26 protein-coding genes and 1 tRNA gene are annotated in these 26,291 nt (G+C 70.7%); 14 read left to right on the top strand and 13 right to left on the bottom strand.

The features are described 5' to 3' along the window. Nucleotides 1–19 precede the first annotated feature (19 nt). Complete coding sequence (locus tag OG584_RS28535; protein WP_405782091.1) at nucleotides 20–442, bottom strand: ASCH domain-containing protein; 423 nt, start codon at nucleotides 440–442, stop codon at nucleotides 20–22. A 148-nt stretch (nucleotides 443–590) separates the two neighbouring features. Here OG584_RS28535 and OG584_RS28540 point away from each other — a divergent pair, with 148 nt between their 5' ends. The 4 genes from OG584_RS28540 to OG584_RS28555 all read left to right on the top strand — a co-directional run bounded on the left by OG584_RS28540 (nucleotide 591) and on the right by OG584_RS28555 (nucleotide 4,496). Continuing rightward, nucleotides 591–1,541 (top strand): hypothetical protein, encoded by a 951-nt coding sequence (locus OG584_RS28540; RefSeq protein ID WP_405782093.1) that lies wholly within the window; start codon nucleotides 591–593, stop codon nucleotides 1,539–1,541. 26 nt (nucleotides 1,542–1,567) lie between these two features. Next, complete coding sequence (locus OG584_RS28545; protein ID WP_405782095.1) at nucleotides 1,568–3,121, top strand: APC family permease; 1,554 nt, start codon at nucleotides 1,568–1,570, stop codon at nucleotides 3,119–3,121. Between the two features lie 123 nt (nucleotides 3,122–3,244). Beyond that, nucleotides 3,245–3,910 carry a molybdopterin-dependent oxidoreductase gene (locus OG584_RS28550; RefSeq protein ID WP_405784325.1) on the top strand — a complete coding sequence of 222 codons (666 nt, stop codon included), beginning with the start codon at nucleotides 3,245–3,247 and terminating at the stop codon, nucleotides 3,908–3,910. After that, nucleotides 3,852–4,496 carry a cytochrome b/b6 domain-containing protein gene (locus OG584_RS28555; protein ID WP_405782096.1) on the top strand — a complete coding sequence of 215 codons (645 nt, stop codon included), beginning with the start codon at nucleotides 3,852–3,854 and terminating at the stop codon, nucleotides 4,494–4,496. The genes OG584_RS28550 and OG584_RS28555 overlap by 59 nt, the downstream gene beginning before the upstream one ends. 19 nt (nucleotides 4,497–4,515) lie before the next feature. Here the strand turns inward: OG584_RS28555 and OG584_RS28560 are convergent, their stop codons facing one another. Genes OG584_RS28560 through OG584_RS28575 form a run of 4 tightly spaced genes read right to left on the bottom strand, consistent with a single transcriptional unit; the run spans nucleotide 4,516 to nucleotide 8,316 of the window. Further along, nucleotides 4,516–5,541 (bottom strand): L-idonate 5-dehydrogenase, encoded by a 1,026-nt coding sequence (locus OG584_RS28560; RefSeq protein ID WP_405782098.1) that lies wholly within the window; start codon nucleotides 5,539–5,541, stop codon nucleotides 4,516–4,518. Continuing rightward, nucleotides 5,541–6,308 carry an SDR family oxidoreductase gene (locus OG584_RS28565; protein WP_405782099.1) on the bottom strand — a complete coding sequence of 256 codons (768 nt, stop codon included), beginning with the start codon at nucleotides 6,306–6,308 and terminating at the stop codon, nucleotides 5,541–5,543. The genes OG584_RS28560 and OG584_RS28565 overlap by 1 nt, the downstream gene beginning before the upstream one ends. Nucleotides 6,309–6,362: 54 nt before the next feature. Continuing rightward, the gene (locus OG584_RS28570; protein ID WP_405782101.1) at nucleotides 6,363–7,757 is read right to left on the bottom strand and encodes a gluconate:H+ symporter; all 1,395 of its coding nucleotides are present in this window, start codon (nucleotides 7,755–7,757) and stop codon (nucleotides 6,363–6,365) included. A 49-nt stretch (nucleotides 7,758–7,806) separates the two neighbouring features. Further along, nucleotides 7,807–8,316: a gluconokinase gene (locus OG584_RS28575; protein ID WP_405782103.1), complete on the bottom strand. Its 510-nt coding sequence runs from the start codon at nucleotides 8,314–8,316 to the stop codon at nucleotides 7,807–7,809. Between the two features lie 153 nt (nucleotides 8,317–8,469). Between OG584_RS28575 and OG584_RS28580 the strand changes: the two genes are divergently transcribed. From OG584_RS28580 to OG584_RS28595, 4 genes are all read left to right on the top strand, one after another. Then, nucleotides 8,470–9,171 (top strand): FadR/GntR family transcriptional regulator, encoded by a 702-nt coding sequence (locus tag OG584_RS28580; RefSeq protein WP_405782105.1) that lies wholly within the window; start codon nucleotides 8,470–8,472, stop codon nucleotides 9,169–9,171. Nucleotides 9,172–9,289: 118 nt separating this feature from the next. After that, nucleotides 9,290–10,732: an amino acid permease gene (locus tag OG584_RS28585; protein ID WP_405782106.1), complete on the top strand. Its 1,443-nt coding sequence runs from the start codon at nucleotides 9,290–9,292 to the stop codon at nucleotides 10,730–10,732. A gap of 38 nt (nucleotides 10,733–10,770) precedes the next feature. Next, nucleotides 10,771–11,856 (top strand): S-(hydroxymethyl)mycothiol dehydrogenase, encoded by a 1,086-nt coding sequence (locus tag OG584_RS28590; protein ID WP_405782108.1) that lies wholly within the window; start codon nucleotides 10,771–10,773, stop codon nucleotides 11,854–11,856. Then, nucleotides 11,856–12,485, top strand: a complete 630-nt coding sequence (locus OG584_RS28595) for an MBL fold metallo-hydrolase (RefSeq protein WP_405782110.1) — start codon at nucleotides 11,856–11,858, stop codon at nucleotides 12,483–12,485. The genes OG584_RS28590 and OG584_RS28595 overlap by 1 nt, the downstream gene beginning before the upstream one ends. A 53-nt stretch (nucleotides 12,486–12,538) precedes the next feature. Here OG584_RS28595 and OG584_RS28600 read toward each other — a convergent pair whose 3' ends face one another. The 3 genes from OG584_RS28600 to OG584_RS28610 are packed head-to-tail and all read right to left on the bottom strand — an operon-like array spanning nucleotide 12,539 to nucleotide 14,487. Next, nucleotides 12,539–13,345: an SAM-dependent methyltransferase gene (locus tag OG584_RS28600; RefSeq protein WP_405782111.1), complete on the bottom strand. Its 807-nt coding sequence runs from the start codon at nucleotides 13,343–13,345 to the stop codon at nucleotides 12,539–12,541. A gap of 45 nt (nucleotides 13,346–13,390) precedes the next feature. Next, a complete protein-coding gene (locus OG584_RS28605; RefSeq protein WP_405782113.1) occupies nucleotides 13,391–13,627 on the bottom strand; it encodes a DUF397 domain-containing protein in 237 nt (78 codons plus the stop codon). Next, the gene (locus tag OG584_RS28610) at nucleotides 13,627–14,487 is read right to left on the bottom strand and encodes a helix-turn-helix domain-containing protein (RefSeq protein WP_405782114.1); all 861 of its coding nucleotides are present in this window, start codon (nucleotides 14,485–14,487) and stop codon (nucleotides 13,627–13,629) included. The genes OG584_RS28605 and OG584_RS28610 overlap by 1 nt, the downstream gene beginning before the upstream one ends. Nucleotides 14,488–14,689: 202 nt before the next feature. Here OG584_RS28610 and OG584_RS28615 point away from each other — a divergent pair, with 202 nt between their 5' ends. Beyond that, nucleotides 14,690–15,148, top strand: coding sequence for an ATP-binding protein (locus OG584_RS28615; RefSeq protein ID WP_405782116.1), 459 nt, complete (start codon nucleotides 14,690–14,692; stop codon nucleotides 15,146–15,148). After that, nucleotides 15,124–15,480, top strand: a complete 357-nt coding sequence (locus OG584_RS28620; RefSeq protein ID WP_405782118.1) for a hypothetical protein — start codon at nucleotides 15,124–15,126, stop codon at nucleotides 15,478–15,480. The genes OG584_RS28615 and OG584_RS28620 overlap by 25 nt, the downstream gene beginning before the upstream one ends. 98 nt (nucleotides 15,481–15,578) lie before the next feature. Here OG584_RS28620 and OG584_RS28625 read toward each other — a convergent pair whose 3' ends face one another. Next, nucleotides 15,579–17,984, bottom strand: a complete 2,406-nt coding sequence (locus OG584_RS28625; RefSeq protein ID WP_405782120.1) for a glycosyl hydrolase family 95 catalytic domain-containing protein — start codon at nucleotides 17,982–17,984, stop codon at nucleotides 15,579–15,581. Nucleotides 17,985–18,428: 444 nt separating this feature from the next. After that, nucleotides 18,429–18,516: transfer RNA gene (locus tag OG584_RS28630), tRNA-Leu, on the bottom strand. A 186-nt stretch (nucleotides 18,517–18,702) separates the two neighbouring features. On the opposite strand from OG584_RS28630, the gene OG584_RS28635 reads away from it, so the two are divergent. From OG584_RS28635 to OG584_RS28645, 3 genes are all read left to right on the top strand, one after another. Then, complete coding sequence (locus tag OG584_RS28635; RefSeq protein WP_405782121.1) at nucleotides 18,703–20,037, top strand: M20/M25/M40 family metallo-hydrolase; 1,335 nt, start codon at nucleotides 18,703–18,705, stop codon at nucleotides 20,035–20,037. 323 nt (nucleotides 20,038–20,360) lie between these two features. Next, nucleotides 20,361–20,594, top strand: coding sequence for a chaplin ChpH (chpH, locus tag OG584_RS28640; protein WP_405782123.1), 234 nt, complete (start codon nucleotides 20,361–20,363; stop codon nucleotides 20,592–20,594). Nucleotides 20,595–20,738: 144 nt separating this feature from the next. Further along, nucleotides 20,739–21,530, top strand: a complete 792-nt coding sequence (locus tag OG584_RS28645; protein WP_405782124.1) for a chaplin — start codon at nucleotides 20,739–20,741, stop codon at nucleotides 21,528–21,530. 70 nt (nucleotides 21,531–21,600) lie between these two features. On the opposite strand, the gene OG584_RS28650 is transcribed toward OG584_RS28645, so the two are convergent. Then, a complete protein-coding gene (locus OG584_RS28650; protein ID WP_405782125.1) occupies nucleotides 21,601–21,789 on the bottom strand; it encodes a DUF5703 family protein in 189 nt (62 codons plus the stop codon). 224 nt (nucleotides 21,790–22,013) lie between these two features. Between OG584_RS28650 and OG584_RS28655 the strand changes: the two genes are divergently transcribed. Then, a complete protein-coding gene (locus OG584_RS28655; protein WP_405782127.1) occupies nucleotides 22,014–22,727 on the top strand; it encodes a hypothetical protein in 714 nt (237 codons plus the stop codon). A gap of 92 nt (nucleotides 22,728–22,819) precedes the next feature. On the opposite strand, the gene OG584_RS28660 is transcribed toward OG584_RS28655, so the two are convergent. Continuing rightward, entirely contained in the window at nucleotides 22,820–25,261 is a 2,442-nt protein-coding gene (locus tag OG584_RS28660) for a helix-hairpin-helix domain-containing protein (protein ID WP_405782129.1), read from the bottom strand. Beyond that, a complete protein-coding gene (locus OG584_RS28665) occupies nucleotides 25,258–26,241 on the bottom strand; it encodes an aldo/keto reductase (protein WP_405782131.1) in 984 nt (327 codons plus the stop codon). The genes OG584_RS28660 and OG584_RS28665 overlap by 4 nt, the downstream gene beginning before the upstream one ends. Nucleotides 26,242–26,291: the final 50 nt, after the last annotated feature.

A 26,291-nucleotide genomic window follows, 5' to 3' on the forward strand; every position in this document is an offset into this window, starting at 1 on the left:
CGGCCCGGCAGCGGCCCCGCTACAGCCGTTCCACCACGCGGAAACGCTCGGCCACGATCATCGTGTCGTCGTCCACGGTGAACTCCGGGTCCCGCAGCGCCTCCCGCATCTCGTCACCGTGCCAGAACCGCTCGTGCCCGGCGCGCCACTCGGCGACCGACGCGTACCCCTCACCCTCGTCCAGGGCGTGCTGCAGGCTGACGTCGCCCAGCCGCAGCACCCGTACCCCGGTCACCTCGACCACCGCGACCTCGCGGCCGTCCGAGTCGATCAGTGCTGAGCGCTCGCCGGCGGGGGGCAGTTCCTCCTGCTCCGCCTCGTACTCGGCGAGCAGCCCGCTGGTCGAGACCTTCTCACCGCTCAGCACGGCCTGGACGAGCCGGTCGCGGAGCGGGCCGGGGAAGGCGAGCAGCAATGGCTTGAGAGGCTCGGATTCGGTCATGGCACCACAGCGTACGCACACGGGTAAAACGGGTCGCCGGAAGGGGAGTTGAGGAGGGTGTGGCTCCGGTGCGGCCTTGACGTGGAGCCGTCACTACCGCTTTGCTGTCCGTGATCATTGCCCCCGGCGCCCTTGAGGAACCCCGCGGATGCCCCCTCTCCTCGGCCGCTCCCGAAGACGGGCCGGCCAGCTCGCCGACCCGGCTCTCGACGACGTCGAACTCGTCGAAGTGAGAACCCAGTTGGCCCAGGGCCGCTGGGGCAGAGTCAGCTCCCTGCTCACCGCGACCGCCGACGACTGGGACCGCCGCGGCCACCGCCTCGTCGTACTCGCCGAAGGAGCGGGATCGGCCGCCTGGGCGGAGGACTGGCTGCTCGCCGAGCCACAGAGCGCGGACGCCGCCGCCCTGCTGGCCTGCGCAACCGTCCTGCGGGCGCTGCGCGGCAAGGGCGGCAGGGGCGGTGAGACCGCCGCCAGGGAGGCCTGCCGCGTCGCGGCCCGGATGGCGCCCTCGGATCCCACGCCCTGGCTCGGCCTGCTGATCCTGGCCCGCAGCCTCGGCACCGAGGAGGAGGTCAGCCGCCTCTTCGACGAGGTGCGCTCACGCCACCCCGAGCACCATCACGCCCACCATCTGATGGCGGCGCGGCTCGCCGAGCGCCACCCGGAAGCAGGCCAGGACCCGCTCCACGAGGTGTACGACTTCGCCGCGTGGGCGGCCGAACAGGCGCCGGCCGACTCCCCGCTGGCGGTGCTGCCTGTGGTCGCCCACGCCGAGCGCTACCGGGTCCTGGCCGCCGCGGGCAGCGAGCCGGGCGACCCCGAGCGTTCCGGGCACTGGACGGGCAGGCGGGCCCGCCAGGTGATGAAGGCGGCCTTCGACTGGTGGCTGGAGTGGGAGCGCGAGGACCATCCCCGCAACCGCATCGACCTCAACTTCCTGGCCCACGCGAAGTTCTGCGAGGGGCGGCCCGCCGAGGCCGCGGCACTGTTCCACCGCATCGGGGAGCACGTCACCGAAGCTCCCTGGGCGTATCCGAACAGGGACCCGTACCAGGCATTCAGCGCCGCGCGCGGTACCGCGCTCGGCTCCGTGTAACTCCTCACCGAAGGGACCGACCCGCCATGCCGCCGGGCAGTTCGAGCACGAGCGAGATCAGCGAGATCAGCACGTTCAAGGGCCAGGACCAGGCGCTGCGCGCCGGCCGGCTGGGGACGGCGGGGCTGCTGCTCTCCGTACTCGCGGCCAGCGCCCCCCTGATGGTGGTCGCGGGTGTCATGCCCACGATCTTCGGCCTGATGGGGATCGTGGGACAACCGGTCCTCTACATCATCCTCGCGGTCGTCCTGGCGCTGTTCAGCGTCGGTTACGCGGAGATGAGCCGTCACGTCCACAACGCGGGGGCCTTCTACGCGTACATCGCCCGCGGTCTCGGCCCGACCGCCGGCGCGAGCGCCTCCTTCGTCGCACTGGTCGCCTACAGCGCCATGCAGGTCGGTATCTACGGCATCTTCGGCTTCGAGGTCTCCGGCCTCTTCGCCACCTATCTGAGCACCGAACTGGCCTGGTGGATACCGGCGCTGGTGGCTGTCGCGGTCGTCGGGGTGCTGTCCTGGCTGAAGATCGACCTCAACGCCAAGGTCCTCGGTGTGCTGCTGCTCATCGAGTGCGCCCTCGTGGTGATCTTCGACGTCGCCTCGGTCGCGAACCCCTCGGCGGAAGGCCTCTCCCTGCACGCCTTCAACCCGGGCACGCTCACCGGTGCGGGCTTCGGCACCGCGCTCTGCTTCTGCATCGCCGCTTTCGTCGGCTTCGAGCAGGCCCCGGTGTACGCCGAGGAGACCAGCCGGCCGCAGGTGGTCGTCCGCCGGGTGATGTTCCTCGCCGTCGGCTTCGTCGCGCTGTTCTTCGCCCTCAGCTCCTGGGCGCTCACCGTCGCCGCGGGGCCGTCGGCGATCGGGGCCAAGGCCGGCAAACTCGGTCCCGGACTGCTCTTCGACCTCAGTGAGGGCGTCGTCGGCAAGTCCTTCACGGATGTGCTCCACGTCCTCTTCGTCACCGGCATGTTCGCCGCGATGCTCAGCTTCCACAACGTCGTCGCCCGCTACGCCTTCGCGATGGGCCGCGAGGGGCTGCTGCCCGCGGCCTTCGGCCGGACCAACAAGTCCAGCGGCGCACCCGGCATCGGCTCGCTGCTCCAGACGGCGATCTCCCTGGTCGTGGTCATCGCCTTCGCGGTGACCGACAGCAAGCCGGCCGGCGACCCGACGTCGCCCGTCCTGCACCTCTTCACGTGGATGGGGAACATCGGCGCCCTCGGGATCATCCTGCTGATGGCCGCCGCTTCGGTCGCGGTCATCGCCTTCTTCGCACAGCGCGGAGCGGCCCGCGCGCAGATCTGGCGGCTGACCGCATCGGGGATCGCCTGCATCGCCCTGCTCGCCATCGCCTTCATGACGGTCAAGGACTTCGACGTGCTGGTCGGCGCCGGCCCCGGCTCCGTACTGAGCTGGCTGCTGCCCGGCATCATCGGTCTCGCCCTGCTGGGTGGCCTGGTCTACGGGCTCGTGCTGCGCTCGGGCAAGCCGGACGTACACGCCAGGATCGGGCTCGGCAACGAGGCGTTCCAGCTGGACAAGGCGGCCGAAGCACGGGCCGGAGCCGCCGCGGACATATGACGGAACGCTGACGGGCACCCGCGGTCGCTGGCTTCTGGCGCCCGCGGGTGCTCGAATCGTTGGGTGAAAGCTGAACCGTCCGACCGCGACGGCGCCCCCGTCGGCCGTCGCCTCGTCCTCGGCATGCTCGGCCTGGGCGCCGCCGGGCTGGTCACCGCGCCCTACATCCAGCGAGGGGTCGACTCGGCGCTCGGCGCGGTCGCGGGCAAGGACCCCACAGGACTGACGGGACTGCTCCCCAACGGCGGTGGATTCCGCTACTACTCGGTCACCTCCTCCGTGCCGAGCAAGGACGCCGCCACCTACCGGCTCACGGTGGACGGCATGGTCGAGCGCCCCGCCACCTACACCCTCGGCTCGCTGCGCCGCCTGCCGCAGACCCGGCTGGTGCGCGACGTGCAGTGCGTCACCGGCTGGCGGGTGCCGGGGACCCCCTTCGAAGGCGTCCGGCTGTCCCGCCTGCTCGACGCGGCAGGCGTCCGGCCGGGGGCCGGAGCGGTGCGCTTCACCTGCTTCGACGGCGCGTACAGCGAGAGCCTCACCCTGGACCAGGCGCGCCGCGCGGACGTCCTGGTGGCGCTGAGGATGCAGGACGAGCCGGTGAGCCACAGCCACGGCGGGCCGGTCCGGCTCTATGTCGCGCCCATGTACTTCTACAAGTCGGCGAAGTGGCTGTCCGGGATCACCGTCACCCGTGACGTGCGACGCGGTTACTGGGAGGAGCGCGGCTATGACATCGACGCCTGGGTCGGCAGGTCCAACGGACGCGACGACCACCCCACGGTCTGAACTGCGCCGCTTCACCCGCACGGTGCGGTGGGCGCACCGCACGACATCGGCCCTGATGCTGGTGTGCATCGTGTCGGCCGGCTGCCTCTACATCCCGCAGCTCGCGGAGCTCGTCGGCCGCCGCTATCTGGTGGTCACCGTCCACGAGTGGTCGGGTCTGCTGCTGCCGGTCCCGGTTGTGCTCGGACTCGCCTCGCGTGCGCTGCGGGACGACCTGGGCCGGCTGAACCGCTTCGCCCCCTACGACCGGGCCTGGATCCGGTCGGCGCTGCGCAGGGACGGCTCGCCTCGCACGGCAGGCAAGTTCAACGGCGGCCAGAAGATCTACGCGGGCTGGATCGCGGGCGCCGCGCTGGTGATGCTCGGCACCGGACTGCTGATGTGGTTCACGCACCTGGCACCGCTGGTCTGGCGGACGAGCGCCACGTTCATCCACGACTGGCTCGCGCTGGCCGTCGGCATCGTGATCGCCGGGCACATCGGGATGGCGCTGGGCGATCCGGAGGCCCGGCGGGGGATGCGGACGGGGTGGGTCGGGCGGGGATGGGCACGGCGGGAGCACCCGCTGTGGCTGGACGAGGAGTGAGGCGGCCGGGGCCGTGGCGTCAGCCGCCGAAGTCCAGCAGGACCTTGCAGGACTGCGACCGGTCGGCCGCGAGAGCGAACGCCTCCACGGCCCGCTCGACCGGCACCACCGCGCTCACCAGAGCGTCGAAGGACGCCTCCCTTGCCAGCAGTTCGATCGCCTCGTCGAACTCCGCGTCGAAGCGGAGCGCGCCGCGCAGCTCGATCTCCCGGCTCACCACCAGATTCCCGGCGAACGGACTCATCCCGGGCGGCAGCATTCCCAGCTGCACGACGGTCCCGCCGCGCCGCACCAGCCGCAGACAGGTGTCCAGGCCCGCCGCGGCGCCGGACGCCTCGATCGCCGTGTCGACCTCGTCCGGCCGGCCCGGATCCGCCGGTTCGTCGGCGCGTACCAGGGTCGTCGCGCCCGCCGACGCGGCGAACTCCAGGGCCCTGGGCAGCAGATCGGTGACGGTGACCGCCGCTGCGCCCGCGGCCCGCAGCGCCGCGACCACCAGAGCGCCGATCGGTCCCGCACCCGTGACCAGGACGTGCTTTCCCTCCACGGGCCCGGCGCGGCGTACCGCGTGCAGCGCCACCGACAGCGGTTCGGCCAGAGCGGCCCGGCGCAGCCCGAGACCCTCGGGCAGCGCCCTCAGCTGATCCGCCGGCACCGCGATCCGGGCCGCGAACCCGCCCTGCACATGCGGGGTACGGGCCGCGCTGCCCAGATAGCGGGTGTCCCGGCAGACGTTGGCCCGCCCGTCCAGACACTCGGGGCAGGCGCCGCACGGAGTCGCGGGGTGAACGGCCACGGCCGTGCCGGGCGCCGGACCGTCCGCTCCCCTGCCGTACGAGACCACCGTGCCGACGACCTCGTGACCGAGCACCATCGGCTCGTGCAGCAGGAAGTCACCGACCCCGCCGTGCCGCCAGTAGTGCAGATCGGAGCCGCAGACCCCGCCGTACCGCACCGCGACGACGGCCTGGCCGGGTCCGGCCACGGGCTCGGGCAGATCCTCGACCCGCAGGTCGTCCGCTCCGTGGATCACACATCCGCGCATCACAGCACACTCGTCATTCCGCCGTCGACGTACAGGATCTGGCCGCTCACGAAGTCCGCGGCGGGCGACGCGAGATAGAGCACGCCGCCCACCAGGTCCTCGGTGCGCCCCCAGCGTCCGGCCGGCGTACGGCCGCGAACCCAGGAGCTGAACTCCGCGTCCTCCACCAGCGGCCGGGTCAGCTCGGTCTCGATGTAACCGGGGCCGAGGCCGTTGACCTGGATGCCGTACCGGCCCCAGTCGGCGCACATGCCCTTGGTGAGCATCTTCAGTGCGCCCTTGGTCGCCGCGTACGGCGCGATACCGGGGCGTACCACCTCGCTCTGCAGCGAACAGATGTTGATGATCTTTCCGTGACCGCGCGGTGCCATCCGCCGGGCGGTCTCCCGGCCCACCAGGAAGGCGCTCGTGAGGTTGGTGTCCACGATCCGGTGCCAGTCGGCGTCGGTGAAGTCGAGCAGAGGCGCCCGCAGTTGCATCCCGGCGTTGTTGACCAGGATGTCCAGCGGCCCCGCCTGCTCCTCCGCCGCGGCGATCCCGGCGGCGACGGACGGTCCGTCGGTGACGTCGAACGCCGCGGTGAACACCGTGCCTCCGGCGTCGGCGAGCGAAGCGGCGGCGGCCTTCAGCCGGTCCTCGTCCCGGCCGTTGATGACGACGGTGCAGCCCGCCTCCAGCAGCCCCCGGGCGAGCGCGTGACCGATGCCCCTGCTTGCCCCGGTGACCAGCGCCGTACGGCCGCTGATCTCGAACAGTGGATGTGCCATGGCGTGTGTCCCTCTCCGTGCGGTGGCTCCGTGCGGGCGCAGCCGGCCCCGGTCCTAGAGAACCAGTGAGAGCAGCATGATGAAGATCATGGAGACCACCGAGATGATCGTCTCCATCACCGACCAGGTCTTGATCGTCTGACCGACATCCATCCCGAAGTACTCCTTCACCAGCCAGAAGCCCGCGTCGTTCACATGGCTGAAGAAGAGCGACCCGGCGCCGATGGCGAGCACGAGCAGCGCTACGTGCGCCGTCGACATGTCCGCGGCGAGCGGGGCGACCAGGCCTGCGGCCGAGACGGTCGCCACCGTGGCGGAGCCGGTCGCCAGGCGCATCACGACGGCGATCAGCCAGGCGAGCAGCAGCGCCGGAATCGACCAGTCCTTGGATATGTCCAGCACCATCTGACCCACACCGGAGTCGACCAGGGTCTGCTTGAAGCCGCCGCCCGCGCCGACGATGAGCAGCACACTCGCGATCGGGGCGAGGGACTTCTCGACGGTCTCCGACATCCTTCCCTTGCTGAACCCGGCGGCCCGGCCCAGCGTGAACATCGCGACGAGCACAGCGGCCAGCAGGGCGATCAGGGGCGACCCGACGACGTCGAACGCGCGCTGGACGGTGTCAGCGGGGTCGTCGATGAGGATGTCGACGAGCGCCTTGGCGAGCATCAGCACAACGGGCAGCAGCACCGTGGCGACGGTCGCACCGAAGCCGGGCCGCTTCGCCAGGTCCTCCGACGGACGGTCCGGCACCATGCGGTCGGGCGCCTGGATGTCCACCCAGCGGGCCGCGTACCGGGAGAAGACAGGACCGGCGATGATCACGGTGGGAATGGCCACCAGGACACCCAGCGCGAGCGTCACGCCGAGGTTGGCGTGCACGGCGGCGATGGCCACCAGCGGGCCGGGGTGCGGCGGTATCAGTCCGTGCATCACCGACAGCCCGGCCAGTGCCGGGATGCCGATGCGCATCAGCGAGAAGTTGCCGCGCTTGGCGACGAGCAGGACCACCGGGATCAGCAGGACGATGCCGATCTCGAAGAAGAGCGGCAGGCCCACGATCGCGGCGATGAGCACCATCGCCCACGGCATGCTGCGCCGGCTCGCCCTCGCGAGGATGGTGTCGACGATCTGGTCGGCGCCGCCGGAGTCGGCGAGGAGTTTGCCGAGGATCGCACCGAGCGCGATCAGGACACCGACGCTCGCGGTCGTCGAACCGAGTCCGGTGCTGAAACTGGTGATGACCTTGTCGAGCGGAGCGCCCGCGACCGCTCCCAGGACGAGCGACCCGATGGTCAGCGACAGGAACGCGTGGAGCTTGGTCTTCGTGATGAGCAGGACGATGACGGCGACGCCGGCGAGGACTGCTATCCCCAGCTGGGCGTGGCCGGCCGACGATATCGGCGCTGCGTCCGCTGCCAGCATCTCGACACTGAGACTGGACACGGTGGATTCCTTCGGTTCGTGAGGCAGTAGGCAGTAAGCGGCGGCGGAACTAATCGCCGATGGCGCGAAGTGCGGTGACGGCCCGCCCGGTGATGTCCTCGGGTGTGCCGGAGATGTCGACCGCGGTGCCCGCCTCGTCCCGGCCCAGCGGCTGGAGCGTGGCGAACTGCGAGTCGAGGAGTGCGGTGGGCATGAAGTGGCCCCTGCGCTCCGCCATCCGCCTCTCGATCAGCTCCCGGTCCCCGGTCAGGTGCAGGAAGACGACGCCGGGCGCCTCGGCCCGCAGCCGGTCCCGGTAGGAGCGCTTGAGCGCGGAACAGCTGACCACCCCGCCCCGGTCGGCGCGCCCGTGGGCCCACTGGCCGATCGCGTCGAGCCAGGGCCACCGGTCGTCGTCACCGAGGGGCGTGCCCGCCGACATCTTGGCGATGTTGGCGGCGGGGTGGAAGTCGTCCCCCTCGGCGTACGGAACGCCCAGTGCGGCGGCGAGCAGCGGACCGATCGTGGTCTTGCTGGTTCCTGCCACGCCCATCAGGACGACGACTCGGGGGGTGCTCATCGGTGGTGCCTCGCTGTCTTCTTCGACATGACTTCGACGGCATCGGCATGAATCCGTCGCGCTACTGAAACCCATTAGGTACGACTTATTCAAGAGCCTGTGACTTAAAAGTCATACTTAATAGGTCCGGCCTGTGCCCCGTAGGGTGATGCCATGACCACTCAGGTCCCGGGGCTGCACGCCCGTGTGCTGGAAAACGTCGGCCCTTCGATCACCTCGGGGGAGTACCCGCCGGGCAGCGTGCTGCGCACCGACGAACTGGCCCAGCGCTTCGACGTCTCCCGCACGGTGATCCGCGAGGTCATCCGCGTCCTGGAGTCGATGCACCTGGTGGAGTCACGGCGCCGGGTCGGCGTGACCGTGCGGCCCACCGAGGAGTGGAACGTCTACGACCCCCAGGTCATCCGGTGGCGGCTGGCCGGCACCGACCGGTCCCGGCAGCTGCGCTCGCTGACGGTGCTGCGGTACTCCGTGGAGCCGGTCGCCGCCGGGCTCGCGGCCCGGCACGCCACCGCGGAGCAGTGCGCCGCTCTCACCGAGCAGGCCCTCGGCATGGTCGCCACGTCCCGCGGCCACCAGCTGGCCGCGTATCTGGTGCACGACATCGCCTTCCACCGTCTCGTCCTGCGCGGCTCGGGGAACGAGATGTTCGCGCGCCTCGGCGACGTGGTCGCCGAGGTGCTCGCCGGGCGCACGGAACACCAGGTGATGTTCGACGACCCCGACCCGGCCGCTGTCACCTTGCATGTACAGGTGGCTGAGGCGGTACGGGAAGGTAATGCCGACCGGGCGGAGGAGCTGACCAGGGAGATCGCGGTGGGGGCTCTGAAGGAGCTCGACGTCCTGGCGCCCTGACAGCGCCGTTCCAAACGTTTTGTGACATAGATTGCATTCGGTTCTCGTGCCCGGCGTGTCCCCTTTACGCTAACGCCTTGATCAGCCGCCACCTCCCCCACGTAAGGCGACGCACCCCATGAGTGACCGCACTATCACCGCGGCAGACCCCTCTCTGCACGTCGATGCCGGTGATGAGGGCTACAGCAAAGATCTGAAGTCCCGACACATCAACATGATCGCCATCGGCGGGGCCATAGGCACCGGCCTCTTCCTCGGTGCCGGCGGCCGGATGGCAGGTGCGGGTCCCTCACTCGCCATCGCCTACGCGGTCTGCGGAGCCTTCGCCTTCTTCGTCGTACGGGCCCTGGGCGAACTCGTCCTCTACCGGCCGTCGTCCGGCGCCTTCGTCAGCTACGCCCGCGAGTTCATGGGAGAGAAGGGCGCCTACACCGCGGGCTGGCTCTACTTCCTGAACTGGTCGACCACCGCGGTCGCCGACATCACCGCCGCCGCGACCTACGCACACTTCTGGTCGATGTTCAGCTCGGTCCCGCAGTGGGTCTGCGCCCTCGTCGCCCTCGCCCTCGTCCTCACCGCCAACCTCATCTCGGTGAAGTACTTCGGCGAGACGGAGTTCTGGTTCTCGATCATCAAGGTCACTGCACTGGTCGTCTTCATGTGCATCGGCATCTATCTGGTGGTGACCCAGCACTCGATCGGCGGGCACGCCCCGGGCATCGCCACCATCAGCGACCACGGGGGCCTCTTCCCCAAGGGCGTCATGCCGATGCTGCTGGTCATCCAGGGCGTCGTCTTCGCCTACGCGTCCGTCGAGCTGTGCGGCGTCGCCGCGGGCGAGACCGAGAACCCCGGGAAGATCATCCCCAAGGCGGTCAACTCGATCATGTGGCGGGTCGGCATCTTCTACGTCGGCTCGGTGGTTCTGCTCGCCCTGCTCCTGCCGTACACCGCGTACTCGGACGGCGAGAGCCCCTTCGTCACGGTGCTGTCGAAGATCGGCGTGCCCGGCGCGGCCGGCGTGATGAACCTGGTCGTCCTGACCGCCGCCCTCTCCAGCCTCAACTCCGGCCTGTACTCCACCGGCCGCATCCTGCGCTCGATGGCGCTCGCCGGGTCCGCCCCGCGCTTCACCGGCCGGATGAACAAGGGCCAGGTGCCCTACGGCGGAATCCTGCTCACCGCCGGATTCGGAGTGCTGGGCGTCGTACTCAACTACCTGGTCCCCGGCAAGGCATTCGAGATCGTCCTCAACTTCGCCTCGATCGGCATTCTCGGAACCTGGGGCATGGTCATGCTCTGCTCGCTGCTCTTCTGGCAGCGCTCGAAGGAGGGCCGGGTCACCCGTCCCGCCTACCGGCTGCCGTGGGCTCCGTACACCCAGATCGTCACCCTCTGCTTCCTGGTCGCCGTCGCCTTCCTGATGTGGTGGGGCGGGGGAGTGGGCCGTACCACCGTGGAGTGCCTGCCGCTGATCGCCGCCGCACTCGTCGGCGGCTGGTTCCTGGTGCGCGGCCGGGTCGCGTCCGTCGCCGCCGAGCGCCAGGGCCTGGGAGACTGAGGTCACAACACTCGGTTTCACGGAAGGCTGTTGACGGCATGACGCAGCAGGTCCAAGGGGTCGTGGCCCCCGGCAAGAACCAACCCGTCCGCGTGGAGACCATCCTGGTCCCCGACCCGGGGCCAGGCGAGGCCGTGGTGCAGATCCAGGCCTGCGGCGTCTGCCACACGGACCTCCACTACAAGCAGGGCGGGATCAACGACGACTTCCCGTTCCTGCTCGGCCACGAGGCGGCGGGGATCGTGGAGTCGGTCGGCGCCGGAGTCACCGACGTCGCCCCCGGAGACTTCGTGATCCTCAACTGGCGCGCCGTGTGCGGCCAGTGCCGCGCCTGTCTGCGTGGCAGGCCGCAGTACTGCTTCGACACGCACAACGCGAAGCAGAAGATGACCCTGACCGGGGGCGCGGAGCTCTCCCCGGCGCTGGGTATCGGCGCCTTCGCCGAGAAGACGCTCGTCGCGTCCGGCCAGTGCACCAAGGTCGACCCCGCTGTCGCCCCGGCCGTCGCCGGGCTCCTCGGTTGCGGGGTGATGGCGGGCATCGGCGCCGCCATCAACACCGGACAGGTCGGCCGCGGGGACTCGGTCGCGGTCATCGGCTGCGGCGGCGTCGGTGACGCCGCCGTCGTCGGGGCCCGCCTCGCCGGAGCCGCGAAGATCATCGCTGTCGACATCGACGACAAGAAGCTCGCGACCGCGCGGCGGATGGGCGCCACCCACACCGTCAACTCGCGTACGGCGGACCCCGTCGAGGCCGTCCGCGAGCTCACCGGCGGCTTCGGCGCCGACGTGGTGATCGAGGCGGTCGGCCGCCCCGAGACCTACAAGCAGGCCTTCTACGCCCGTGACCTGGCGGGGACGGTCGTACTGGTCGGCGTGCCGACCCCGGAGATGCAGCTGGAACTCCCGCTCATCGACGTCTTCGGCCGCGGCGGAGCGCTCAAGTCGTCCTGGTACGGGGACTGCCTGCCCTCCAGGGACTTCCCGATGCTCATCGATCTGCACCAGCAGGGCCGGATCGACCTCGGCGCCTTCGTCACCGAGAAGATCCGGCTCGACGAGGTCGAGAACGCCTTCGAGCGGATGCACGAGGGCGATGTGCTGCGCTCGGTGGTGGAGTTCTGATGGCGGCCCGCATCGACCACCTCGTCACCTCAGGCACCTTCTCCCTCGACGGCGGCACCTGGGACGTCGACAACAACGTCTGGATCGTGGGCGACGACAGCGAGGCGATCGTCATCGACGCCGCCCATGACGCCGACGCCATCGAGGCCGCTCTGGGCGGCCGTACGCTGCGCGCCATCGTCTGCACGCACGCGCACAACGACCACATCGACGCGGCGCCCGCACTGGCCGCGGCGACCGGGGCGCCCATCCTGCTGCACCCCGACGATCTGCCGCTGTGGCGGATGACCCACCCCGCACGCCTGCCCGACGGGGAGCTCCAGGACGGGCAGACGCTGACGGTGGCCGGCACCACGCTGACGGTGCTGCACACACCCGGCCATGCGCCCGGCGCGGTCTGTCTGCACGCCCGGGGCCTGGCCACGGTTTTCACCGGCGACACGCTCTTCCAGGGCGGCCCCGGCGCGACCGGCCGGTCCTTCTCGGACCACCCGACGATCGTCGCCTCCATCCGGGACCGGCTGCTGACGCTCGGCCCGGAGACCGTGGTCCGTACCGGCCACGGCGACTCCACCACGATCGGGGCCGAGGCACCGGGCCTCCCGGAGTGGCTGGCGCAGGACGGCTGAACGGGCCCGGGGTGTTCCGGGAGCCGGTCCCGGCAGCCGGAACACCCCGCGGCTCAGGTCTTGCGGGCCACGCCCACCCAGCCGGGGATCGGCTCGTCGCCGGGGACCGGGACCCGCTCGCCGAGCTCGGGCCGCCACTCGGCAGCCAGTGAGACCCCGGGACCGAGAAGCTCGAAGCCCTCGAAGAACCGGGCGGTCTCCGCGCGCGAACGGGGCCGCAGCGTGAGGCCACGGGCCCGGTACATCTCGACGGCCTTCGCCGACCCCTGCGGGTCGAACTCCCCGGTGACATGCGAGAGGACGAGACAACTGCCCGGCGCCAGCGGCTCCATCAGCCGGTCCACCAGCGCGTACGCGTCCTCGTCGGGCACGAAGTGCAGCAGGGCCACCAGTGACAGGGCCACCGGGCGCCGGAAGTCCAGCAGCTTTCCGGCCGCTTCCAGAATAGTGGCCGGCTCCCGGGCGTCCGCCTGGATGTAGTCGGTCGCTCCCTCGGGCGTCGAGCGCAGCAGGGCCGCGGCGTGCGCCAGGACGATCGGGTCGTTGTCGCAGTAGACGACGCGGGAGTCCGGCGCCGACCCCTGAGCGATCTGATGCAGGTTGGGCTCGGTCGGTATGCCGGTGCCGACGTCCAGGAACTGGCGGACGCCGTCCTCGGCCAGACAGCGGGTGGCGCGGTGCATGAACGCCCGGTTGACCCGCGCCATCTCCCTGCCCCGCGAGTCGAGCGCGAGCAGTTGCTCAGCCATCTGCTGGTCGACCGGATAGTTGTCCTTGCCGCCCAGGAACCAGTCGTACATCCGGGCAGGATGTGGCTTGCTGGTGTCGATCTGGACGGGCGTGGGATCCAATCCGGTCACAGGACGCTCCAGTTGGTGGAAGAAGCCGACGACGGTGGGGAACGGTCACGTGAGGAGGAAGTCCGCCTGACCGGACTTCGCCCCCTGGATGAAAGCGGCGATCTCGCCGTTGGAGTAAATGAGCGCGGGGCCTTCAGGGTCTGTGGACTGGCGTACGGCGATCCTGCCGTCGGCCAGCTTCATGGCCTCGATGCAGTTGCCGCCGTTGCCGCCGCTCCACGGCTTGTGCCAGCCCTCGGTGCCGAGGTCCGCGGCAGGCATGCCGTTGTATATGCGATCCATTACAGCTCCTTGCGGAAATCCCTGAGGATCTCCTTCGTGCGTTGTGCAGTCGCGGCCTGAGCCGCCATGCGGTCCATGACCTCGAGGTGGGCAGCCACCTCGGGGCGCGAGTCGAGATAGACGGCGCCAGTCAGGTACTCGCTGTAGACCATGTCGGGGAGTTCGGGCATGGCGAAACGGAAGAGGACGAAGGGGCCGTACGTTCCCGGGTGGTGTCCGCCGGAGAACTCCGCTATCTGCAGCGTGACATGCGGCAGATCGGCGGCCTGGAGCAGCCGGTCGACCTGGCCCCGCATGACATCGCGGCCACCCGCGTGCCGGCGCAGGACCGTCTCGTCCATCACGACCCAGAGCGTCGGTGTGTCGGAGCGCGTCAGCAGTGACTGGCGCTCCATCCGCAGGGCGACATGGCGCTCGATGTCCTCGGGGCTCGTCTCGCCGACCGCGCCGCTCATCATGACGGCGCGCGCGTACTCCTCGGTCTGTAGTACGCCGGGCACGAAGTGCGGCTCGTACTGCCTGATGAGTGACGCGGCACCCTCCAGGCTGACGTACATGCTGAACCAGTCGGGCAGGATCCCGTGGAACCGCTGCCACCAGCCGGGCTGATTGGCCTCCTCGGTGAGTTCGACGAAAGCGTCGTTCTCGGCCTCGTTGATCCCGTACGCCTTCAGCAGTAACTGCACATAGGGGATCTTCAGCGCGACCTCGGCGGTCTCCATCCGGCGGATGGTGGCCGGGGCGACCCTGAGTACCTTGGCAGCCTGTTCGCGACTCAGGCCGGCTCGCTCGCGCAGTTCTTGCAAGCGCTTGCCTAGCACGACCTGGCCAACGGTCGGGGCGGACCGCGGCTCACTCAACTGAGACCTCCACGTGAGCAGTTGTCCAGCAGTGTGCCATGTCCGACACATTGGTGATACGCCACTCTGGACATTTCAAAGTGCCCCTTGCCAAGGTGTCAGTTACGGGGGACAGTGGACGGGTGAACCAGTTCACGCGACTGGCGCGCACCCGTGGGGGATGGTGCGGCAGTCGCCGTACCCCACCGTAAGGATCTCGGCTGTGGCTCCAGGCACCGCGTTCGTCCCCCAGCTCGTCGACCGGTGCCCCGGCAGTGACGTACGGCGCTACGCATTCGAATTACCGGCACGTACCGATTCTGTCTCCCGAGCCCGCCGTCTGACCCGGAATCGGCTCGCCTGCTGGGACTTCACGCAGGATTCCAGCGACACCGCACTGCTGGTCGTCTCCGAGCTGGTCACCAACGCGGTCGTCCACACAGCGGGCAATCACATCGCCTGCGAGCTCCGTGACGACAGGGGCCAGTTGCGCATCGCCGTGCAGGATCAGGGGTATGCCCCCGATGGCCCGCAGCTCTGCCGCTCGCCGCAGGGCGAGCACGGGCGCGGACTGCTCCTGGTCGACGCCGTCAGCAGTGCCTGGGGTGTCCGCGACGCGGTGCACGGACCCGGACGGCTGGTCTGGGCCGAGCTGGAGTGCTGTACGGGGCGGCCGTGCTGAGGAATGCTCTCGCGCGCGTCCCCACCCTCTCGACCCCACTCGGCTGCGACGCGGTCGGTGTGCCCGAACACCACGGTTTCCGTCTGCTGGCCAGGCTGCCCAAGCCGGGCTGTGTCTTCGTGGACGACGACTGGTGGTGGTGGATCGTCCCCGCCGGCTCCGATCTCGAACTCGCCTGGCCGGACCCGGTGCGCTATGCCCCCGGTGCGTACGTCCCGGCGGCCCGCCCCCGTCTCCTCCACTGGCCGCAGGACTCCCTGCCGTACACCCCGCCGATCCCGCTCTACCTCATGGTGTGTCAGCTCATGGGTCAAGTACCGGAGTGGGTGTAGTGCCGTAGCCGGTGCCGGCTACCGCCCGGGACGGCCGGCGGATCCGGGCCGGGGCGCGGCCCCGCACCACCCTGCTGGATCCGCCGGCCGGCGGGCCGCTACGGCCGGAGCGTGACGGCGCGGCCCGGCCTCAGCCGCACCGTGCGGCGCCAGTCCCCGGCCCGTACCTCCGTCGTCGTGCTCACCGCGGAGCGCAGCACCGCGCCGGTGACCTTCCCGGCCCGCCACTCCAGATCGACGGTGATGCCGCCACGCGCACCCACGCCGGTGATCCGGCCCCGTGCCGCCCAGGCGCCGGGCAGCGCGGGGAGCAGCTCGATCACGCCGGGCCTGGAGTACACCAGCATCTCGATCATCGCGGTCGGGGTGCCGAAGTTCGCGTCGATCTGCAGCGTTGCGCGTGAGCCGAGGTCGTACATGTCGAAGAGGTTCTGCGATGTGCCGTTGCTGGTGCCGTCCGATGGGGCCATGACCGTACGGACCAGCTGGTAGGCCTTGTCGGCGTCCTTGAGTCTGGCCCAGCTCGCGGCCCGCCAGGCGCACCCCCAGCCGAAGCTCGACATGCCGCGCGCCGTGAGCAGGTTGCGCGCGCCGGTGACCAGCTCGGCCGGGCTGTTCTCGGGGGTGATCCGGTCCCCGGGGAAGAGGCCGATCAGCGGCGACAGGTGACGGTGTGTGGTCTCGCCCAGGTTCTCCGGTGTCATCCACTCCTCCAGCCAGCCGGTCTCCGGGCTGACCCTCGGGAGGTAGAGCCTCGACTGGAGTCCGGCGACGGTCTTCGCGTAACCGGCGTCCCTGGAGAGCAGAGCGGCCGCCGCGCGGTAGTTCGCGAAGAGGTCCCGGACGAGTTCCTGGGCGTAGGTGATGCCCTTGGCGTCGGTCGGCCCCTGCTCCGGCGACCAGTCGCTGTCGTCGACCAGGACCTGGCCGGCCGCTCCGGTGACCGGATCGGTGACGGTCGTGGTGACCAGCCGCGCCTCCCAGAACTCGCAGGCGCCCTTGAGCAGCGGGTAGATCTTCTTCAGCTCGGTTCGGTCCTGGGTGTACTCGTAGTGCTGCCAGAGCGAGTTGCAGAGCCAGGCGTTCCCGGCCGGGTGCCACCACCAGCCCATCCCGCCGTGGATGTTGGTGGATATGGCGGTGGTCCAGCCGGCCACCTTGCCGCTGGAGTTGCGGAACCCGTTGCGCGGATCGTTGAAGGACTTCTGGGTGGTACGGGTCCAGGAAGGCACCTGTGCGACGCAGTAGTCGAGGAAGGCGCCGAAACAGTCGGGAAGTGCGGCCCGGTCGGCCAGCCAGTAGTTCATCTGCACGTTGATGTCCGTGTGGTAATCGCCCATCCAGTCGGGGTCCGTACGGTCGATCCACAGTCCCTGGAGGTTGAGCGGAACACTGTCCCGCGAGCCGCTGATCATCAGGTATCGGCCGAACTGAAGGTAGGCGGCCTCCAGTTCGGGGTCGGACGGTGCGCCGTCCTTGCCGAGCGCGGTGAGCCGGGACCAGGTGTCGAGTGAGCGCTGCGCGTCGGTGGAGACCCCGAGCTCGACCGTCATCCGGCTGAACAGCGGCTGATAGTCGGCGAGGTGGGTGTTCAGCAGCGCCGGGCCGCCGGCCTCCGCCGCGGCGCGCAGCCGGCCGGCCGCGACGGCGTGCGGATCGGCGTCCGGATCGCGGTAGCCGGTGGCGGGGTCCCGCGAGTAGTTCGTACCTCCGGCGATCACCACCAGTACCTCGGAGCACCCGGCGAAGGTGACGTCGGCCCCCTTGACGGCCACGGTCCCGGTGGCGCCGGTGACGCCCGCCGCTGCCGCGTAGGCCAGTCCGTTGGAGAACGCGCCCTTCAGCGATGCGGTACGCGCCGCGCCGTCCGCTGTCGCCGTCTCGCCGTGCCATCCGGCCAGGGAGAGCGAGCCGGTATAGCTCCCGCCGCCGCTCTGGGTGAGCCGGACCACGACGACTTCGTCGGGGTGGCTGGCGTAGACCTCGCGCCGGTAGGTGACCCCGCCCAGCCGGTAGGTGACCGCACTGAGTCCATTGCTGAGGTCGAGTGTGCGCCGGTAGTCGGTGACAGCCGTCATCGCATGCGCCGGGATGTCGAGCGAGACCTTCGCCAGCAGTGTGAAACTGCCGAAGTCGTCCGCACCGTAAGGGAATTGACCGTCGCTCTGGAGCGTGTCGTTCAGGCCGCCGGTCCACAGCGTCGCATCGGTGAGGTAGAGCACGTCGTGCGCCGGGTCACCGGTCAGCAGGGCGCCCGTACGGCCGTTCCCGACCGGCAGCCCCTGCTGGATGATCAGACTCTCGCTCGCGGGCGCCGGGTAGTGCAGCCCGGTGGCGGCCGATGCGGGTACGAGCGGGACCCCGTGGCCTTCCCTGCGCGGTGCCGCGGCTGCTGCCGTGAAGGGGCGCAGGCCACCGAGCGCGAGACCGGCGGCGAGAGTTCCGCCCGCTGCCCCCAGAACGCTGCGACGCGACGGTGCTGGTTGTTCCGGGGCGTGGGTCATCTGCCGGTCCCTTCGATGTGGTGTGCCCTGAAGGCACCTCAGGAAGCGACGGAAACGTACGATGTCTGCAAGGGCATGTCAACGCTCTGGGCGGATTCTGTGGTCGGTCGGCAGGGATCCCGTGGCATGAGATCCGATGTATCGCGTTGGAGGGTGCGTGTCGTAGAGGCATGAACACCCGCGGCCCCGGCGTGTGAGCAGAAGCGGGCCGGGGTGGGCGGCGGGCTGCCCGTGCCGACGGCGGAGTCGGACGGCTTCACGGTGCGCCGGGTGCGGCCGGACCGCAGGAACCCGAAAAGGTCCGGAACGACGGCGCACCCCGCGCAGCCGGCTCCGCCTGCCCGACCGGACGGTCGTCCTCGGTCGACGGGGTGGGCTCCGGGCGGTCAGTCACGCCGCAGAGAAACAGAAAGACCCCAGATCGACTGGGGTCTCTGCTGGTGCTGGTGTCCGAGGGGGGACTTGAACCCCCACGCCCGATAAAGGGCACTAGCACCTCAAGCTAGCGCGTCTGCCATTCCGCCACCCGGACAAGGTGTCTGTCTCACGGCCCTGGGCCGTTCCGACGTGGAAAACCATAGCAAACATTGGGAGGTGCTCGATCACGCGCCTGAGTCTGTGAACCGTGTATGACGACCGGTGCCCGCGCTTGGTACCGGGGGTGGCGCGAGCGAGTATGGGGCAGGGGACCACCAGCAGCGACAGTGGGAGGAACAGCGTGAGCGAGTCCAGCAGGGCAGGCACGGAACGGACCGTCTCCGGCGAGGACGAGGTCGTGGACCTCTGTCGTGACCTGATCCGTATCGACACCAGCAACTACGGCGACCACTCGGGGCCGGGGGAGCGGGCCGCCGCCGAGTACGTGGCGGAGAAGCTCGCCGAGGTCGGTCTCGAACCCCAGATCTTCGAGTCCCATCCGGGGCGTGCGTCCACGGTGGCCCGGATCGAGGGGGAGGACCGCTCCCGGCCCGCACTCCTCATCCACGGTCACACCGACGTCGTCCCGGCCAACGCCGACGACTGGACGCACCACCCCTTCGCCGGGGAGATCGTGGACGACTGCGTGTGGGGCCGCGGGGCGGTCGACATGAAGGACATGGACGCGATGACCCTCGCGGTCGTACGGGACAGGCTGCGCAGCGGCCGCAAGCCCCCGCGCGACATCGTGCTGGCCTTCCTCGCCGACGAGGAGGCGGGCGGCACGTACGGCGCGCGCCACCTCGTGGACAACCACCCGGATCTCTTCGAGGGCGTCACCGAGGCGATCGGTGAGGTCGGCGGGTTCTCGTTCACCGTCAACGAGAACCTGCGGCTGTACCTGGTGGAGACGGCGCAGAAGGGCATGCACTGGATGCGCCTCACCGTGGACGGCACGGCGGGCCACGGCTCCATGACCAACAACGACAACGCGATCACCGAGCTCTGCGAAGCGGTGGGACGGCTCGGGCGGCACAAGTGGCCGGTGCGGGTCACCAAGACCGTCCGGTCCTTCCTCGACGAGCTGTCGGACGCGCTCGGCACTCCGCTGGACCCCGAGGACATGGAGGCGACACTCGCCAAGCTCGGCGGCATCGCGAAGATGATCGGCGCGACGCTGCGCAACTCCGCGGCGCCCACGATGCTCGGCGCCGGCTACAAGGTGAACGTCATCCCCGGTCAGGCGACCGCCCACGTCGACGGACGCTTCCTGCCCGGGTACGAGGACGAGTTCCTGACCGACCTGGACAAGCTGCTCGGCCCGCGGGTCAGGCGTGAGGACGTGCACGGCGACAAGGCGCTGGAGACGAACTTCGACGGGGACCTGGTCGACGCCATGCAGGTGGCGCTGAAGGCCGAGGACCCGATCGCGCGGGCGGTGCCGTACATGCTGTCGGGCGGCACCGACGCGAAGTCCTTCGACGACCTCGGTATCCGCTGCTTCGGGTTCGCACCGCTGAAGCTGCCGCCCGAGCTGGACTTCGCGGGCATGTTCCACGGTATCGACGAGCGGGTGCCGGTCGACGGGCTGAAGTTCGGTGTGCGGGTGCTCGACCGTTTCCTGGACAAGTGCTGAACGTGCCGTCCGGGAGCCGGCTTCGGACGTGACCCGGACCTGATCCGCGCCGGTGTGGACGCACCGGACACCCGCGGGCCGCCGGACGCGGTGCGCCCTGGGGAAGGCGCACGGCGCCTTGCCGCTTCGGCATGGGCCGCACCGCAGGTGATCCGGCCGCAGGCGGCGGGGGCACGCTGAAACGGCTTTCCACTAATCGGCTGTATGTGCGTATGCGACCGGAAAGAGTGAATAGGGTGATTGCTTCGTAGCCCCGCAGGGTTCCCCTCGTTACAGGTGGTGCGGTCCGCAGTCTGGGCCGTATTGCCGACTAGGAGGAACTAATGATCAAGAAGGTCGTCGCTGCTGCGGCAGTCACTGGTGGTCTGGTGCTCGCGGGTGCGGGCATGGCCGTCGCTGACGCGGGCGCTCAGGGTGCCGCTGTGCACTCTCCCGGTGTGATCTCGGGCAACGTTGTTCAGGTGCCCGTCCACGTCCCGGTGAACGTGTGCGGCAACACGATCTCCGTGATCGGGCTGCTGAACCCCGCCTTCGGCAACACCTGCGCCAACGTCTGACGTTGTGCCCCCGGCCCGCGAGGGCCGGAAAGCCCCGCCGGCCCCGGAGCGCGCGCCATGCGCTCCGGGGCCGGAGAGGCATTCGGCCCATGGGCAACGAAGTCCGCGGGCTTTTCCGGAAGGTAGAAGGCAGGAAACGAACCTATGCGACAGGTCACGAAGAAAGGCCTGATCACGGTGGCGGCCGCGGGCGGAGTGTTCGCTCTGAGCGGTGGCTACGCGTACGCCGACGCGTCGGCTGACGGAGGCGCTTCGAATTCGCCCGGAGTGCTGTCCGGCAATTCGGTCCAGGCGCCGGTACACGTGCCGGTGAACGTCTGCGGCAATACCGTCGATGTGGTCGGGCTGCTCAACCCCGCGTTCGGCAACAAGTGCGCCAACGTGTCGTCCGCCAAGTCCGGACCCGGTACGTCCCACACCGGGAGCCGGCACGAGGGCAGCGGCCACCACCGCGCCCCCGGTCGGAGCACCGGCGGCGACCAGGGCCACCGGACCGGCGGCAGCCACGGCGGCGGAGCGACGGCGGAGGGCCGCACGACCGGTTCCCCCGGCGTCCTCTCCGGCAACAACGTGCAGCTCCCGCTGGACGTCCCGGTGAACGCCTGCGGCAACAGCGTCGATGTCGTCGGCCTGCTCAACCCCGTCTTCGGCAACGACTGCGCCAACGACGAGAGCACCCCGCCGCCGGTCACCGTCCCGCACCACCCGCAGCACCCGCACCACCCGGCGAAGCCGGCAACGCCGCGCGGCCACACGCCGTCCACCCCGAAGCCCGCGGCACCGCACGCCCCGGTCGCGCAGACCGTCTCGGTGCCCGAGGGCACCGAGCAGCTCGCGCACACCGGTTCTGCTCCGCTCGGGCTGATCATTCCGGCGAGTGCCGGACTGATGCTCGGGGGGATCGTCCTGTACAGGCGGTCCCGGGCAGCCGCGTAACGGGCTGTTGAGCCTGCGCGTATGCGCACGGAAGGGAGCGGGTCCCGCAGTCGCGGGGCCCGCTCCCTTTTCACCACGTGGCGCGCACCTGGCGAATGATCCGCCGGCGCAGCCGCACTCTGCGACTGCCGTCCCGGTGCAGACTCAGTCGGTCCAACTCCCAGTGTCCGTACTCGGCATGGTCGGTGAGCAGGCGGGTCGTGTCCTTGCGGGAGACCCCGCGCGGCACGTACACGTCGACAAATTCGTATTCCGGCATCGCGTCCATTGTGCGGGCAGCGGCCGGGCGGAGCAACGGTCCGGCGGCGCCGCCGCCCCTGTGGCGGCGGCCTCGTCCGGGTACACACCCCTGCACACGTTCCGATGCGCCCCCGGGGGTTTTGCCTGACCATCGACCATTTGGGGACGTTTCCCCAGGTCGGCAGAGAGCCAGTGGTGAATCTTCTGTGCGGGCAGAGGCCCTGTACGGATAGCGTCTGTCCTATGTCTGATGCTGCGCAGCCCACGGCTGCCGAGGTACGCGCCGCCGCCGAGGCGGTCAAAGCCGCGCTGGACCGTCACCTCGACGCGGTCGAAGCCCGTACGGGAGAGGACGATCCGGCCGTTTACAGCGCGTTCAACGCGCTCGCCGCGGCCGCCGAGGTGTACGACGAGAGGCTCTACGACCGGTACGACGAGGTCACTCCCTTCGAGATTCCCGGTGCGGACGACTCGCTGCCTCCGTACGCGGGTCCCGACGACCCGAACGCGCTCACGGTGCTGATCCGGCGGGACTACGCGGTGGTGCAGCCGCAGCGGCTGCTGACGCAGGCTCAGCGCGTCGTGGACCTCGACCCGGAGACCGGCGGCGGGCAGGGCGCCGGGGCTGTCGTGGGCAGCAGTGTGCATGCCGCGCTGGGGGTGTTGTTCGGCGAGTACGAACCGGACGAGATCGCCTCGCGGCACAAGGAGTTCGGCCTGGAGGAGGGCGACTCCACGCTCTGGATCTCGGCGGCGGACGATCTGCCCGAGCCGGGGGAGTGGCTGAGCGCACCGTTCGACCAGGCGGATCCGCAGCAGATCGTGTGCCGGTTCGACGTGAGCTCCGTCTTCGACGACGAGGAGCTGCTCGGTGACGACGACGATGATGATGCCGATGACCCCGGCGATGCCGATGAACCCGCGGCACCGGGGGGTCCGGAGGGCCGGACGGTCTGACCACGGCGCGTGATGTCCGGTGTCAGGGGCTGTCCGGGGCAGCGGCGGCCGGGACTCGCGCCCCGGCCGCCGCTGCCGTACGGCCCAGTTGTCTAGACGACCGCCGGCCGCAGCAGCGTACGCAGCCGGGTGGTGCGCTGCTGCGCGGGGACTTCGGACACCGCGTGGGCAAGTGCCTGGTCGACTCCGTGCACCACCGAGAGGTGCCGTTCGCCGCGCCCGAACGCGGTGTAGATCCAGGGCCTGCTCAGGCCGCCCGCCGCGTCCCCCGGCAGCACCACGACTGCCGCGGGCCACCGGAGCCCGGCAGCCTGGTGCGCTGTGAGTGCCCAGGCGTGCCGCACCGATGCCTCCACCCGGTCCTTCGGTACGACGACGGGTGTGCCGGCGCAGTCCAGGTGCAGGCCGTCGGCGTCCGCAGAGACGACCGTGCCGGGCAGTGTTCTCCCGGGCGCCGGTGTGTAGGCGGCCCGGTCGCCCGGGTCGAAGCCGCCGAAGCGGCCGGGACCGGGGTTGAGTCGCTCCTTGAGCGCGGCGTTGAGGGCGCGGGTGCCGGCCGCGCCGCCGTGCCCAGGGGTGATGACCTGGGTGTCGGACGTCGGCACGCCGATGGCCCTGGGTACGGAGTCGGCGACGAGCTGCACTGTTCTGTGCACCGCCTCACCGGCATCCCGTACGGGGACGATGACGACTTCCTTGCCGGGCGCTGCCACCTGGTTGAGCTCGCCGATCCCGATCCCCGAGACCAGCTCGCCGATGGGCCCCGCGTCGGGGGTGCGGGAAGCCACCTGCGGACAGGCGCGGGCGGCGAGGACATCGGTGAACACCTGACCGGCGCCGGCGGATCCGAGCACGCCGGGATCGCCGCTGAGTACCAGACGGGCGCCGTCGGCCAGCGACTCGACGAGTGCGGCCGCGGTCTCGACATCCAGCTGGGGCCCGTCGAGGACGGCCAGCAGGTCGAGGGCCAGAGCGCCCTCACCGTCCCGTCCCGGCCCCTCCGCACCGGTCAGCAGTCCTGAGACGGTGACGGCCGCCGCCGGGTCGCCGAGGGCTGTCGCCAGCCGCCGCCTGCCGTCGGAGGTATGGGCAGCCGCGTACGCCCGAAGACCCAGTGCACGCGCCGCAGTGACCACCGCCGCGGGTTCGCCGCGGGCGGCCTCGCCGCCGGTGTGGGCGACCAGGCCGTTCTGCGCGACCGCCCGGATCAGTTCGGCGGCCGACGGGGACGGGGCGTTGGCCGCGGCCTGCTCCCAGTCGGGCTGTTCGCCGCCCGGGGTGAGGGTGCTCGCGTTCACCAGCCGGGCCAGCCCGTCCGCCAGGCTCTCCTCGGCGAGCGCGTACCGGTCGAGGCCGAGCAGGACCCTGGCCGGTGCCGCTTCGGCCTCGTCCCCGTCGTCGGCCCGGTCGGGCGCGGCAGTTGTGCCCGGGTCCGGGTCGAGGGCGTCCTGGAAGACCAGCACAGCGCCTTCCGCGACGGCGCTCTGCAGTGCCTGGTCGGGATCAGGTACGGATCGCTCGGCGAGCGCCGCACGGACCGTGTCGGACTCCAGCGCGGTGTGCCCCTGAAGCGCGGCCCGCTCCAGCAGCCAGCCGACCAGCGCGGCGGCCCGCCGCTCGTCGTCCGGCCCGCACGCCGCGCCCAGGAGCGCACGGGCGAAGCCGTCCGCGTGCTCGGGCCGCACCCCGGGGACCGAAAGCAACCGCCAGGGGTCCTCGCGCAAGGCCTCGGCCGCCTGATCGCCGAGCACCTCGGCGGCCCGTACCGCCAGTGAATCCGGGGCGCCGCCCTCGGTGAGGACGGCCCGCACGGACGCCACGGTCGCCGGAGCGGCGCCAGTGACCGCCGGGGCCCCGGGCACCGCGGGGCGTGGCTCCGCGGGCGCGGCGGGCGCGGGACGCCTGGGCTCGGGCGCCGGGGGCGGGAACGAAGCGGCGGACGGCTTCTCGCCGCTCTCCACCGCCCGGACCGCGGCGAGCAGATCGGCGGCACGGCCGCTGAGCTTGGTGCCGGCGTCGATGGGCCCGTCCTTCTCGGCCTTGCGCTGCTCGATCCTGGCGCGCAGCTCGCGCTGGGCGGCCAGTTCGGCCTCGGCCTCGGTGGGAGCCGGAGCCTGCGCGCCCTCGGCCGCCCCAGTGGTGGCGGCCTCTTCGGCGGCGCCGGCTTCCCCGGTGGTCTGCTCCGCCGCCTCGGCCTCTTCGGCGGTCCCGGTCCCCTCCGCAGCCCCGGCCGGCTCGTCGGGACCGGCTTCTCCGGCCGGGCCGGCCGCATCCGGTTTCTCCTCGTCCGGGGCCCCGGCGCCGGACTCCGCCGGCTCGGCCTCCCCGTCCCCACCGCTCCCGGCCGTATCGCTCCCGGCCCTCCCGCCGCCTTCGTGCGCGGCGGTCGCGGTGGCCGGGGCGCTCGGGGCGCCCTCGGCGTCCCCGTCGGTCACGGCGGTCCCGGATACGCTCGCCGGAACGGCTTCGGCTTCGGCGCCGGGAGCGGCCTCGGCCCCGGTGCTGGCCTCGGTGTCGAGGTGGTCCGTACTCACAGCTCGGTCCAGTCCTGGTCGGGATAACGGTGAACGGGCTCCGACACGTCGTCGAGCGCCCGGCAGATCTCGTCAGGAAGACTAAGCGTCTCCACTGACAATGCCGCCGCGAGCTGCTGCGCGTTGCGCGCGCCGATGATCGGGGCGACCACTCCGGGACGGTCCCGGACCCAGGCGAGCGCAACCTGGAGCGGAGTGGTCGCGAGCCCGTCGGCCGCCGTGACGACCGCGTCGACGATCCTGCTCGCGGCTTCGTCCAGATAGGGCGCGACGAAGGGTGCCAGCTGCTCCGACGCCCCGCGCGAGTCCGCCGGAGTCGCATGCCGGTACTTGGCGGTGAGCACCCCCCGCCCGAGCGGCGACGACGGGAGGAGCCCCACACCCAGATCCACCGCGGCGGGCAGCACCTCGCGCTCCACCCCGCGCTGGAGCAGCGAGTACTCCATCTGCGTACTGGCCAGGCGGGTCCTGACGCCCGGCGCGGCGAGCTGCCAGGTGGCGGCCTTGGCCAGCTGCCACCCGGAGAAGTTGGACAGGCCCGCGTACCGTGCGCGCCCGCTGGCGACCGCGATGTCCAGCGCCTGGAGCGTCTCGTCCAGGGGGGTCTCCGGGTCGAAGGCGTGGACCTGCCACAGATCCACGTAGTCGGTCCCCAGCCGCTCCAGCGACGCGTCCAGCGCCGCCAGCAGATGCCCGCGTGAGCCGTCGAACCGGCGATAGGGATCGGGCACGCTGCCCGCCTTGGTGGCGATGACCAGATCGCGGCGGGGTATCAGGCGTTCGCAGAGCTGCCCGAGCAGGTACTCGGCGTCGCCGTCTCCGTACACATCGGCCGTGTCGACGAGTGTGCCGCCGGCCTCCCAGAACGCCTTCAACAGGTCCGCGGCGTCGTGCTCATCGGTGCTCCTTCCCCAGGTGAGAGTGCCGAGCCCGATCCGGGATACGCGCAGGCCCGTGCGGCCGAGATGCCTCTGCTCCATGGGCGCTGAGAGTACTGGCAGCGGGGCCGCGCGGTGGAGGCCTGTGGACA

Origin of the sequence: Streptomyces sp. NBC_00859, from assembly GCF_045161865.1 — a bacterium.
Lineage (GTDB): Bacteria > Actinomycetota > Actinomycetes > Streptomycetales > Streptomycetaceae > Streptomyces.

Coding starts and splice junctions, on each gene's coding strand:
- OG584_RS28655 (WP_405782127.1), top strand. CDS start 22,014: ATGTCTGATGCTGCGCAGCCCACGGCTGCCGAGGTACGCGCCGCCGCC.
- OG584_RS28535 (WP_405782091.1), bottom strand. CDS start 442: ATGACCGAATCCGAGCCTCTCAAGCCATTGCTGCTCGCCTTCCCCGGC.
- OG584_RS28555 (WP_405782096.1), top strand. CDS start 3,852: ATGACATCGACGCCTGGGTCGGCAGGTCCAACGGACGCGACGACCACC.
- OG584_RS28545 (WP_405782095.1), top strand. CDS start 1,568: ATGCCGCCGGGCAGTTCGAGCACGAGCGAGATCAGCGAGATCAGCACG.
- OG584_RS28595 (WP_405782110.1), top strand. CDS start 11,856: ATGGCGGCCCGCATCGACCACCTCGTCACCTCAGGCACCTTCTCCCTC.
- OG584_RS28560 (WP_405782098.1), bottom strand. CDS start 5,541: ATGCGCGGATGTGTGATCCACGGAGCGGACGACCTGCGGGTCGAGGAT.
- OG584_RS28550 (WP_405784325.1), top strand. CDS start 3,245: ATGCTCGGCCTGGGCGCCGCCGGGCTGGTCACCGCGCCCTACATCCAG.
- chpH (WP_405782123.1), top strand. CDS start 20,361: ATGATCAAGAAGGTCGTCGCTGCTGCGGCAGTCACTGGTGGTCTGGTG.
- OG584_RS28540 (WP_405782093.1), top strand. CDS start 591: ATGCCCCCTCTCCTCGGCCGCTCCCGAAGACGGGCCGGCCAGCTCGCC.
- OG584_RS28650 (WP_405782125.1), bottom strand. CDS start 21,789: ATGCCGGAATACGAATTTGTCGACGTGTACGTGCCGCGCGGGGTCTCC.
- OG584_RS28645 (WP_405782124.1), top strand. CDS start 20,739: ATGCGACAGGTCACGAAGAAAGGCCTGATCACGGTGGCGGCCGCGGGC.
- OG584_RS28585 (WP_405782106.1), top strand. CDS start 9,290: ATGAGTGACCGCACTATCACCGCGGCAGACCCCTCTCTGCACGTCGAT.
- OG584_RS28565 (WP_405782099.1), bottom strand. CDS start 6,308: ATGGCACATCCACTGTTCGAGATCAGCGGCCGTACGGCGCTGGTCACC.
- OG584_RS28580 (WP_405782105.1), top strand. CDS start 8,470: ATGACCACTCAGGTCCCGGGGCTGCACGCCCGTGTGCTGGAAAACGTC.
- OG584_RS28575 (WP_405782103.1), bottom strand. CDS start 8,316: ATGAGCACCCCCCGAGTCGTCGTCCTGATGGGCGTGGCAGGAACCAGC.
- OG584_RS28590 (WP_405782108.1), top strand. CDS start 10,771: ATGACGCAGCAGGTCCAAGGGGTCGTGGCCCCCGGCAAGAACCAACCC.
- OG584_RS28625 (WP_405782120.1), bottom strand. CDS start 17,984: ATGACCCACGCCCCGGAACAACCAGCACCGTCGCGTCGCAGCGTTCTG.
- OG584_RS28605 (WP_405782113.1), bottom strand. CDS start 13,627: ATGGATCGCATATACAACGGCATGCCTGCCGCGGACCTCGGCACCGAG.
- OG584_RS28665 (WP_405782131.1), bottom strand. CDS start 26,241: ATGGAGCAGAGGCATCTCGGCCGCACGGGCCTGCGCGTATCCCGGATC.